9 protein-coding genes and 2 pseudogenes are annotated in these 10,728 nt (G+C 71.6%); 9 read left to right on the top strand and 2 right to left on the bottom strand.

Translation table 11 applies throughout. The features are described from left to right. From ABZY11_RS38885 to ABZY11_RS38895, 3 genes and pseudogenes are all read left to right on the top strand, one after another. Positions 1-892 (top strand): FUSC family protein (locus tag ABZY11_RS38885; RefSeq protein ID WP_356483691.1); only part of this gene is annotated, 892 nt, incomplete at its 5' end. Further along, a complete protein-coding gene (locus ABZY11_RS38890; RefSeq protein WP_356483692.1) occupies positions 889-1,395 on the top strand; it encodes a MarR family transcriptional regulator in 507 nt (168 codons plus the stop codon). The genes ABZY11_RS38885 and ABZY11_RS38890, both read left to right, overlap by 4 nt. Positions 1,396-1,533: 138 nt before the next feature. Further along, a pseudogene (locus ABZY11_RS38895) lies at positions 1,534-2,041 on the top strand (aminoacyl--tRNA ligase-related protein); the annotation flags it as partial. 176 nt (positions 2,042-2,217) lie between these two features. Here ABZY11_RS38895 and ABZY11_RS38900 read toward each other — a convergent pair. Next, positions 2,218-3,042 carry an IclR family transcriptional regulator gene (locus ABZY11_RS38900; RefSeq protein ID WP_356483693.1) on the bottom strand — a complete coding sequence of 275 codons (825 nt, stop codon included), beginning with the start codon at positions 3,040-3,042 and terminating at the stop codon, positions 2,218-2,220. 430 nt (positions 3,043-3,472) lie between these two features. Here ABZY11_RS38900 and ABZY11_RS38905 point away from each other — a divergent pair, with 430 nt between their 5' ends. The 6 genes from ABZY11_RS38905 (at position 3,473) to ABZY11_RS38930 (ending at position 9,584) form a co-directional block, all read left to right on the top strand. Then, positions 3,473-5,083, top strand: coding sequence for an ATP-binding protein (locus ABZY11_RS38905; protein WP_356483694.1), 1,611 nt, complete (start codon positions 3,473-3,475; stop codon positions 5,081-5,083). Then, positions 5,080-5,487 carry a roadblock/LC7 domain-containing protein gene (locus ABZY11_RS38910; RefSeq protein WP_093896207.1) on the top strand — a complete coding sequence of 136 codons (408 nt, stop codon included), beginning with the start codon at positions 5,080-5,082 and terminating at the stop codon, positions 5,485-5,487. Before ABZY11_RS38905 ends, ABZY11_RS38910 begins: the two co-directional genes overlap by 4 nt. Beyond that, positions 5,484-5,855 carry a DUF742 domain-containing protein gene (locus ABZY11_RS38915; RefSeq protein ID WP_356483695.1) on the top strand — a complete coding sequence of 124 codons (372 nt, stop codon included), beginning with the start codon at positions 5,484-5,486 and terminating at the stop codon, positions 5,853-5,855. Before ABZY11_RS38910 ends, ABZY11_RS38915 begins: the two co-directional genes overlap by 4 nt. Next, complete coding sequence (locus ABZY11_RS38920; protein ID WP_356483696.1) at positions 5,836-6,450, top strand: ATP/GTP-binding protein; 615 nt, start codon at positions 5,836-5,838, stop codon at positions 6,448-6,450. Before ABZY11_RS38915 ends, ABZY11_RS38920 begins: the two co-directional genes overlap by 20 nt. Positions 6,451-6,519: 69 nt before the next feature. Continuing rightward, the gene (locus tag ABZY11_RS38925; protein WP_356483697.1) at positions 6,520-8,073 is read left to right on the top strand and encodes a cytochrome P450; all 1,554 of its coding nucleotides are present in this window, start codon (positions 6,520-6,522) and stop codon (positions 8,071-8,073) included. A 164-nt stretch (positions 8,074-8,237) separates the two neighbouring features. Continuing rightward, positions 8,238-9,584 (top strand): 6-phospho-beta-glucosidase, encoded by a 1,347-nt coding sequence (locus tag ABZY11_RS38930; protein WP_356483698.1) that lies wholly within the window; start codon positions 8,238-8,240, stop codon positions 9,582-9,584. Here the strand turns inward: ABZY11_RS38930 and ABZY11_RS38935 are convergent. After that, positions 9,566-10,728 (bottom strand): annotated as a pseudogene (locus ABZY11_RS38935) (hypothetical protein); the annotation flags it as partial. The gene ABZY11_RS38930 and the pseudogene ABZY11_RS38935 overlap by 19 nt on opposite strands.

The raw sequence follows: 10,728 nt of genomic DNA on the forward strand, positions 1-10,728 counted from the left end.
CCGCGCCCGCGGCCCCGTCCCCACTCCGCCGCCCGCCCCGGGCACGTCCGAGGAACTGTTCGGCATCGACGCCGAACGGGCCGCCCGGCACGAGGGCAGCCGTCGCGACGCCCGCCGAGCGCTGCTGCGCAGCCTCGCCCCGGGCTCACCGCTGCTGCCCATCGGCGCCCGCGCGCTCGTCGGCTGCGCCCTGGCCGGCTACGCCTCCCAGGCGGTCGGCGTCGGCCGTCCCTACTGGGCGATCGTCACCGCCGCCTCCCTGTTCCAGGCCAATGTGACACTGTCCTGGAACCGGGCCCTCCAGCGCACCCTGGGCAATCTGCTCGGCGTCCTCGTCTTCGCCGCGGTCCTCCCCGTCAGCCGCACCGGACCGCTGGCCCTCATCGGCTTCTGCCTGTTCTTCGGCTTCGCGGCCGAGGCCCTGATCACCCGCAACTACTGGCTCGGCTCCGTCGCCGTCACCCCGATGGCACTGCTGGTCCTGGAATTCGGCGGCACCCACCCGGCCGGTGAACTCATCGGCGACCGGGTCCTGGACACTGTCATCGGCGCAGGCGCGGGCTTGCTCGCCGCCATGCTGGTGACCAACCGCCGGGCCGCCGGACGCCTGGAGAAGGCACTGGCCGCCACCGACCTCGCCCGCGCCCACGCCGTACACACGCTGGCCGCCCCGCGGGCCACCCCCGCCGCGCTCGACGCCGCCCGCCGCAGGCTGACCGGAACGCTCGTCGAACTGCGCGAGGCGGACGACGCGGCGGCGGGCGAATGGTGGCAGCGCGCGCTGCCCCAGGAGCAGGTCCTCGCGGCTGAGCAGGCCGGACACCGTACGCTCGCCGCTACAGCAACACGGCGGGGGCCGACCGCCCGCGCCCCGGAGAACGGAGCGGTGTGACCGACGACATCGTCGCCTCGGTGGTACGGCAGTGGCAGGCCGTCAACCCGGAACTGGACACCGGACCGATGGAACTCATCGGCCGCATCAACCGCTGCGCGGCCCTGCTCCAGCAGGCGGAGGACGCCCCGCTGCGCGCCGCGGGCCTGACCCGCGCCGAGTTCGACCTGCTCGGTGCGGTACGCCGTACCGACCGCGAACTCACCCCCGGAGAGCTGGCCAGGGAGACGTTCTCGTCCGGCGCCGCTGTCACCAAGCGCCTGCGGGTCCTTCAGGAACGCGGTCTCCTCGACCGCCGCGGCGATGACCGCGACCGCAGGGTCAACCACATCCGCCTCACCGAGGAGGGCCGCGAACTGGTGGACATGCTGCTGCCCCGGCAGCTCGCGTACGAACGCTCGGTGCTGTCCGGTCTCGACGAGCAGTCGCGTACCGCGCTCAGCGCCCAGCTCAGTGAACTGCTGGTGCAGTTGGAGGGGCGCATCGGCGGCGCCCGGCGCTGAACCACGGGCAGGGCGGTGCGAGGCCCGTGGTTCAGTGCCGGTCGCCGGAAAACGAGCCGCGCGGATGCCGGCACACCGCTGCCGGCGTCCACCGCATGAAGCGCGCTGCCATGACGGCGACGCCGGAGAGTGTCCCGCGCGCACTACAGCGACGACATGTTCCCGCCGATGGACCCGGGCGGGGAACAGGTGGTGCTGCGGCCGCGCCTGTGCCCGCACCACGCGGTCATCTGCCGCTCCCGCTCGCACAGCTACCGCGAACTGCCGCTGCGCATGGCCGAGCTGGGCGGCATGTACCGCTCCGAGCTCTCCGGAGTGCTCGGCGGACCGACCCGTGTGCGGCCCATCCAGCTGAACGACGCGCACATCTTCTGGCCCCCGGACCAGGTGGCCGAGGAGGCGCGGGCCGCTCCGGAGCTGATCGGCGGGGCGTACCGGGGGCCGGCGTCAGCGTGGCCCGCTACCGGCTCTCCCGCCGGGCGGCAAGTACGTCGACGACCCCGGGACGTGGCAGCGGTCCACCGCACTGCTGACCGAAGTCCTCGACCGCTCGGGAGTGCCCTACGAGGCGGCCGAGGGAGAGGCCGCGTTCTACGGTCCCGAGATCGATGTCCAGATCGCCGACGGCGCGGGCCGGGAGTCCACCCCGCAGCCCGCGGACGGGTTTCGCCCGGATCGCCGCCCCGGTGGACGCACACAGCATCGAACTCCGGGCGTGGGGACCCCGGAAGCGGACGCGGAAGCAGGCCGCCGGAGCGGACCGGCGTGCTCGGGCGGTCTGCTCCGGCGTGTGCTCACCCGTGGCGGCACGGCCACGAACACTCAGACCGTGCCCAACAGTGCAGCGGACGTGCGGAGTTGCTCGGCGCGGCAAACGAGCGCCGCGTCGTCGCCGCGGTCGGCGGGTGCCGAGGCCATCAGGGCGAGCCGGTCGCGCCAGCTCGTTCCCGCCAGCGGCACGGCCACGGTGTGCATGCCCCGGACCGACTCCCCGCGGCTGAGCGCGTACCCGCGGTAGCGGATCTCCGCCAGCTCGGCGAGCAGCGCGGAGCGCGCGGTGACGGTGCCCGACGTGGTCGCGGGCAGCCCCTCCCGCGGGTAGAGGGCGCAGATCTGTTCCGTCGTCATCCGGGAGAGCAGCATCTTGCCGCCCGACGAGGCGTGGGCGGGGTGCGTACCGCCGACTTCCGGCATCACCCGCACCGGATGCGAGGACTCGCGGCCGTCGGTGACGATGATCCGGTCGCCGATCAGCGCCGTGCTCTGCACTGTCTCGCCGGTGCGCCGCGCCGCGTCCTCCAGTACCGCGCCCAGCCGTTCGCGGTCGGCCGGGCCGAATCCCGCCGGGCGGCCGAGCCGGACCAGCTCCGGACCGGCCGAGTACCCGCGGCCGGAGAAGTCCCGGATCGCGAAGCCGCGCCCCTCCAGGGTGCTGAGGACCCGGTGCGCGGTGGACCGGCCCACGGAGAGCAGCTCGGCGGCCTCGGAGACGGTGAGGGCGTCATGGGTGAGGAAGAGCTGCATCAGCCGGAGGCCGGTGTCCAGCGATTCGATGGTGTAGCTGCGATTCGGCCCCATGGTGTGTCCGTTCCCTTCCGGTTCCGGTGTCAGTTCGGTGACCGGGCAGTCCACCCGCCCATGCGTCATGACTGTGCTCCTTTCGATCCGCTTCGATCACATGTACGTCTGTCCCGTGCTCCGGGACAGTGTGAGGAGATCGACCGGGTCGCAGCGCTCAACTTCTGCTGCTTACACCGTAATTGTTGGATGGGTCGGCCTGAATCGGCGGCTCGATCGACTCGGACACCGTCCCGTTCTCCGGTACGAACGACTCGCCCTCTCGCCGGATCAAGCCGGAAGTTACTCCTTGTGCACGCGTGACGGCGGTGCGTGCAAAAACTCGTGAGTGTATTACCGCCGGCGCGCTCGCGCAGGGGGTTGGGTGAATGTGCCGAAGCACTGATTCGATCTGACTAAGCTCACGCGCAGTGAAGCCGAGTTGATATGAATTCGAGCGCTTGTTCCTGACTGTCCTGCAAGCGTGCATACCTCCCGAATCAACCGCCAGAGGTCTTAGATGGTTCGTGTTGAATCACCGCCGATCGACCGAGAAACCCCCGTCGCTCGTGCCGTGTTGCTGCCCGTGCTCCTGATGGGCGGCGCCACCGCCGCCGCGGGGGCACTGGCTTCCACGGCCGCGCGGATACCAGTCGTCTGGTGCGGTGCCGTCGCCACCGTCGTGGTCGCCGCGCTGAGCGTCCAACTCGCCCGCCGGGCGCGCGATCTGCGTACCCAGCGCGCGGTGTACGAACGGCGCTTCGCCGACCTGGAGCGGCGCATCGCCACCCACGACGACGAGACCGTACGGATCAGCAAGGAACTCCTGCCCGCCGCCATCCACCGGCTGCGCGTGGGCAATTCGCCCGAGGAGGTGCTCCGCGACGTCGTCGACGCGGACGAGCTGTACCGCGACCTGCCCGACGCCCAGCGCACCCTCGTCTACACGGTGCTGAACATCATCGACAACGAAGAGGCGATGCGTGACTCCGCGCAACGCGCCTTCGTCAACGTCGCCCGGCGCGTCCAGGCGATCGTCCACCGCCAGGCGAGTGAACTGCGCGAGATGGAGGAGCACCACGGGCGCAACCCCGACGTCTTCGACGACCTGCTCCGCATCGACCACGGCACCGCGCTGATCGGCCGGCTCGCCGACTCCATCGCGGTCCTCGGCGGTGCCCGGCCCAGCCGCCAGTGGCCCAAGCCCGTACCGCTGTTCAGCGTGCTGCGCGGCGCCATGTCGCGGATCCTGGAATACCCCCGCGTCGATCTGCACTCGATCGCCAAGGTCGCCATCATCGGCACCGCCGTCGAGCCGCTCATCCACGCCTGCGCCGAACTCCTCGACAACGCCACCCGCTACTCGCCCCCGCAGACCCGGGTGCACGTCACCGCCGTCGAAGTGCAGACCGGCATCGCCATCGAGATCGAGGACGGCGGCGTCTCGCTCAGCGAGGAGGCCCGGTCGCGGGCCGAGAACATGCTCGCCCGGGCCCAGGCCGGCTCCAACATGAACGACCTCGGCGAGTCCCCGCGACTCGGCATGGCCGTCGTAGGCCGGCTCGCGCGGATGTACGACCTCCAGGTCTCGCTGCGGCAGTCCGCGTACGGCGGTGTCCGTGCCGTGCTCATCGTGCCCCGCGCCATGATCACCACCGGACCCGCTCCCGGTATCGCCCACGGCATCGGCGCCACGTCGAGGCCCACCAGCGACATCGACCAGGAGGCCATGAAGCACGTCGTGCCGGCCCGCCGCAAGCCCCGTACCCCCGTGGCCCAGCGACCCGCCACCGGGCCGGTCGCGCCCGTCACCCGGCCGGCCCTCCCCGCGTCAGCCATGGAGGACGACGTCCCCGTGGTGACCGAGTGGACCGCGGGCGGGCTCCCGCAACGCCGCAGTCGCGGCCGGGCACCGCTCGGCTCGCACAACCTCCCGGCCCAGCCCGTCGACCCGACCGCGGGCCGGCGCAACGGCCACACCAATGGCCATGGACCCGGCGGCCCAGGCGGCAAGGAGCAGCCCCCCGGACTCTGGCTGGAGGCCTTCACCAATGCGGTCAACGGCGTGCCGCAGGACCCGAAGACCGACGAAGACTCTGACGATGCGTGGGACAAGGGAGACCTGAAGTGATCCAGCAGCGGGGAAACATGGACTGGATGCTCAAGGAACTGGCCGACGACGTACCGGACATCCACCAGATCGTGGTGCTCTCCGCCGACGGTCTGCGCATCGCCCGGCACGGCGGCGACCCCGATGTCGCCGACCGTCTCGCGGCGGCCTGCGCCGGACTGCAGAGCCTGGCCGCCGCCGTCGCCTCCGAAATCCCGTACAGCGACGGGCTCATGCGACTGGTCGTCATCGAAGTCACCGGCGGTTTCTTCTACCTGATGGCCGCCGGAACGGGCGCGTACCTCGCGGTGCTCGCCGGTGAGACGGTCGACGCGGGACTCGTCGGATCGCGGATGCGTGACATGGTCGTCAGGATCGGTGCCCATCTGACGAGTCCGCCGCGCCACGACGGGCAGGCCGGATGAACTCTCCCCGACGAGAACGCCGAACGGCCGATCCGGCACTGAGCGATCCGGAACGGCTGTATGTGATCACCGGCGATCTCGACGGCGGCGAGCGGGCGGAGCTCGACCTGGTAACGATGATCGTCGCGCAGGCACAGCCGACGCCGACGGTCCAGCCCGAGCAGGCCGTGATCCTGCGGCTCTGTCAAGCACCGTTATCCGTCGCCGAGATCTCGGCATACCTCGGTCTGCCCTTCAGCGTGGTGACGTCGCTCCTCACCGAACTCCTCGCTGCCGGGCTCATCGAATCGCGCGCGCCCATCGTCCGCGCCACTCTCCCGGACAGGTCCCTTCTCGAAGCGGTGATGCATGGACTTCAGAAGCTCTGACACGATCACCGGCCCCCGGCGCGAGGACGTCCTTCCCACCACGGCGACAGCCGCGGTGAAGGTCGTGATCGTCGGCGGGTTCGGGGTCGGCAAGACGACCATGGTCGGTGCCGTCAGCGAGATCAGGCCGCTGACCACCGAGGAGACCATGACCCAGGCCGGTGTCGGCGTGGACGACAACTTCGGGGTGGAGAGCAAGACCGCCACCACCGTCGCCATGGACTTCGGCCGGATCTCCATCAGCGAGGAGCTGATCCTCTATCTGTTCGGCACCCCGGGCCAGGAACGGTTCTGGTTCCTGTGGAACGGCCTGTTCGAAGGCGCCCTCGGCGCGGTGGTCCTCATCGACACCCGGCGCCTCGAAGTCAGCTTCGACGTCATCGGGAGGCTGGAGGAGCGCGGCGTGCCGTTCGTCGTCGCCATCAACACCTTCCCCGACGCCCCGAAGCACCCCATCGAGGCACTGCGGAGCGCCCTGGACCTCCCCGAGGAGGTCCCGATGATCGACTGCGACGCCCGACTGCGCGGCTCCAGCCGCGATGTGCTGATGACCCTGATGCGCTATCTGCACAGCCTGGCCCTCCCGCTCGCCTGACCGCGGTACCAACCCCCCTCACGCATCCCCATCCTTCCGGTACTCGGAATCCTGATCCCTGGAGCGATCGTGACAACCCCATTCCACTACGAGCCCGGAGCGGCCCAGGGGCCGGTTCCGCCCCCCGAGTGCCCGGCCCACGGCCTCGGCGTCGGCCCCGGCGGACTGCGCCGGTTCTACGGCCCGGAGGCCGAGCGGGACCCCCACGGGCTCTACGACAAGCTGCGCGCCGAACACGGCTCCGTGGCCCCCGTGCTGCTGCACGGGGACGTGCCCGCCTGGCTGGTCCTCGGCCACAGCGAGAACCTGCACATGACCCGTACCCCCTCGCAGTTCTCCCGCGACTCCCGGCGGTGGCGGGCCCTGCAGGACGGCAGTGTCGCCCCGGACCACCCGCTGGCCCCGATCTTCACCTGGCAGCCGGTGTGTGTCTTCGCCGACGGGGCGACCCATGAGCGGCTGCGCGGCGCGGTCACCGACAGCATGGGCCGGATCGACACCCGCGGTGTCCGCCGCCACGTCAACCGCTACAGCAACCGGCTCGTCAACGACTTCTGCCAGCAGGGCCGTGTCGACCTGGTCAGCCAGTTCGCCGAACGGCTGCCGATGATGGTGATGTGCGCGATCATCGGCATGCCCGAGGAGTACAACGACCGGATGGTCCAGGCCGCCCGCGACATGACCCGGGGCACGGCGACCGCCGTCGCGAGCAACGCCTATGTGCTCGACGCGCTGACCCGGCTCGTCCAGCGCCGCCGGCGCGAACCCGCGGACGACTTCGCCACCTGGCTCGTCGAGCACCCCGCCGGGCTGAACGACCAGGAGGTCAGCGAGCATCTCCGGCTGATCCTCATCGCCTCCTACGAGGCGACCGCCAACCTGATCGCCAACGTCCTGCGCATGGTGCTCACCGACCCGCGATTCCGGGCCAGGCTCAGCGGTGGTCATATGACGGTGCCCGAAGCGGTGGAGCAGACGCTGTGGGACGAGCCGCCGTTCACCGCGGTCTTCGGCCGCTGGGCCGTCGGTGACACCGAGCTCGGCGGCAAGCAGATCAAGGCCGGCGACGCATTGATCGTCGGGATCGCACCGGCCAACACCGACCCGGTGGTCCGGCCCGATCTGAGTGCCGACATGGCGGGCAACCGCGCCCACCTCGCGTTCAGCGGCGGCCCCCATGAATGCCCCGGCCAGGACATCGGACGAGCCATCGCGGACGTCGGTGTCGACGCGCTGCTGATGCGACTGCCCGACCTCGAACTCGCCGTCGAGGAGAGCGAGCTGAGCTGGGTCGGGAACATCATGGGCCGGCACCTGGTGGAGCTTCCGGCGGACTTCGCCGCACGCCTGCCGCAGGACGACAAGGAGCCGCCGTCCATGGGGAGGCCCAACCCGCAGCGCCAGGACTGGGAGGTGCAGTCGGCGGTCCGGCACACCGCACCCCCACCCGGACGCGCCCCGGCCGCCGCCCCGATGGGTCCGACGGCCACGGCCACGGCCGTCGACGAATCCGGGAGTACGGCGTCCGGACCGTCCGCCGTCGGCCGGATCCCGCAGCAACGCGGCGAGTCCGCCCCGGTGCGGCTGTGGCGGACCGTTTCGAGGTGGTGGAGCGGCAACTGACCCGACGCCCCTCGGGGCGAAGGCGGCACCGGCATCCGGCCCGGTGGGCGCGGACCCCCAGGTCCACGGCCGGGCCGGGCTCCGTCCCCGGCCGGGCCGGGTGAGCGCCACCGCCCGGGGTCGCTCGGCCCCGGACCGGGCCCGCCCCCGTACCATGCGGAAGCGTGAAGCTGACAATTCTGGGCGGCGGCGGATTCCGGGTTCCACTGGTGTACGGCGCACTGCTCGCCGATCACGCCGAAGGCCGCGTATCGGCGGTCACCCTCTACGACACCGACGCCGACCGGCTCACCGCCGTGGCCCGGGTGCTCGCCGAACAGGCCGCCGACGTCCCGGACGCGCCCACCGTCACCGCCACCACCGAGCTCGACGAAGCGCTGCGCGGCGCCGACTTCGTCTTCTCGGCGATCCGCGTCGGCGGCCTCGAAGGCCGGGCGGCCGACGAACGGGTGGCCCTCGACGAAGGCGTACTGGGCCAGGAGACGGTCGGCGCGGGCGGCATCGCGTACGGCCTGCGCACCGTGCCCGTCGCCGTCGACCTCGCCCAGCGCATCGCGCGGCTAGCCCCCGAGGCCTGGGTCATCAACTTCACCAACCCGGCCGGCCTGGTCACCGAGGCCATGTCCCGCTATCTGGGCGACCGGGTCATCGGCATCTGCGACTCCCCGGTGGGTCTCGGCCGCCGCATCGCCCGGGTGCTCGGCGCCGACCCCGACCGGGCCCGGATCGACTACGTCGGGCTCAACCATCTGGGCTGGGTCCGCGGACTGTACGTCGACGGCCGGGACGAACTCCCGAGGCTGCTCGCCGACCCGGAGCTCCTCGGCTCCTTCGAGGAGGGCAGACTCTTCGGCACCGACTGGCTGCGGTCGCTGGGTGCCATCCCCAACGAATACCTGCACTACTACTACTTCAACCGGGAAGCTGTCCGCGCCTACCAGGACGCCGAGCAGACCCGCGGCGCCTTCCTCCGCGAGCAGCAGGAGGGCTTCTACGCCCGGATGAAGGACCCCACCACCCCCGCCCTCTCCGCCTGGGACCGCACCCGCGCCGAGCGCGAAGCCACCTACATGTCGGAGAACAGGGAGGTCGCCGGGGTCGGCGAGCGGGACGAGAGCGATCTGGAGTCCGGCGGCTACGAGCAGGTGGCGCTCGCCCTCATGCGGGCCGTCGCCCGCAACGAACGGACCTCGCTCATCCTCAACGTCCGCAACCGCACCACGCTTTCGGCGCTCGACGCGGACGCCGTCATCGAGGTGCCGTGCCTGGTCGACGCCAACGGCGCCCATCCCGTCGCTGTCGACCCGCTTCCGTACCACGCCGTCGGGCTGGTCACCGCGGTCAAGGCCGTCGAACGCGCGGTACTGGACGCGGCGGAGACCGGTTCCCGCACCGCCGCCGTGAAGGCCTTCGCACTGCACCCGCTGGTCGACTCGGTGACCGTGGCCGGACGCCTCGTCGACGCGTACACCGAGGTCCATCCCCAACTCGCCTATCTGAACCGCCCGTAGCGGCCCAGGGTCCTTCCGGGCACGGACTGGAGTCTTCCGGCCGGCTCGGACCCGGCTCCGGAGGACCGGAGCTCGCTGCTGACCAGGAGGTGGAGCTGGGCGTCCAGCCACGCCCCGGAACGGGCGGCGAGGGCCTCCTCGTTCGGCATGGTCCCGTCGTCCAGTGCCGCGACGAAGGCGCGCAGCAGCGTCGCGGCACGGGTCAGACCGGTGCGGGACAGCGCGGTCGCCGCTGCGTCGATACGGGCGCGGGCCGGGACGTTCAGATGACGCAGCCCGCTGTGCGGCACCGCCGACATGGCGGATATCGCCTCGTCCAGCACTGCCGTCAGCGGGTCGGAGGGCCGTCGCACCACCGCTGCCAGGGCCGTGGAGCCGTCACCGGCGGCGAGATCGGGCACCACCGTCCCCGCCGGGGTGAGCACCCCGATCGGATCGATCCGCACGGCTCCGCCGGACCGGTGCAGCGAACCGCTGATGTGCGTGACGCCGCCCTCCAGAGCATGGGCCAGGGCGTCCAGCGCACCGGGGCATTCCGGGCGGTACTCCGATGTCACCAGCGCCCGGGTCCCCGCGGCGTCGCGCACCACGGCTTCGAGGCGCTGCTCGGCGGGGTCGTACCCGACGCTCTCCACCTGCGACAGCGCGACGACATGCACCGCCTCCGCCTCGATCCGCGGCCGGATCAGCCGGGGCGGCCTGCCGTCCCAGCCTGCGGTCAGGGCGGTCAGATCCCGTACGAGCAACGGTTCGGGAAGCTCCGCCCAGGCGGCGCCGACCGGGGTGATGGTCGTCGTGCCGAGCCTGCCCCGGGCGACGGTCAGCGCGCGGCTCGGGGTGCGCCGGACGCTCTCACTGACCAGGCTCCCGGTGGCCAGCGAACCCAGCGGGGTGGCGAGGACACGACGGGTGGCCAACTGGTGGGCGGAGAGCTCCTTGCCCTCGGGGGCCGTCCAGGTCTTGCGCAGGACGAGGACGGTGCCCGCGCCGGGGTGGGCGAAGTACACCTCGGAGATCAGGGACTGTGCGGTGCCGTGGACGCGGCAGCCGAGCGAGATGAGCCGGACCCGGCGCAGTGGGGTGTCCCCGGCCTCGCGGGTGCCGAGCACGCCGGGATGCGCGGCGGCCAGACTTGATGTCCTTG

Origin of the sequence: Streptomyces sp. NPDC006510 (assembly GCF_040611955.1) — a bacterium.
GTDB lineage: Bacteria > Actinomycetota > Actinomycetes > Streptomycetales > Streptomycetaceae > Streptomyces.

Bases quoted from the DNA above. Each gene is read 5' to 3' on its own strand.
- ABZY11_RS38905 (WP_356483694.1), top strand. From the start codon at position 3,473: ATGGTTCGTGTTGAATCACCGCCGATCGACCGAGAAACCCCCGTCGCT.
- ABZY11_RS38915 (WP_356483695.1), top strand. From the start codon at position 5,484: ATGAACTCTCCCCGACGAGAACGCCGAACGGCCGATCCGGCACTGAGC.
- ABZY11_RS38900 (WP_356483693.1), bottom strand. From the start codon at position 3,042: ATGACGCATGGGCGGGTGGACTGCCCGGTCACCGAACTGACACCGGAA.
- ABZY11_RS38920 (WP_356483696.1), top strand. From the start codon at position 5,836: ATGGACTTCAGAAGCTCTGACACGATCACCGGCCCCCGGCGCGAGGAC.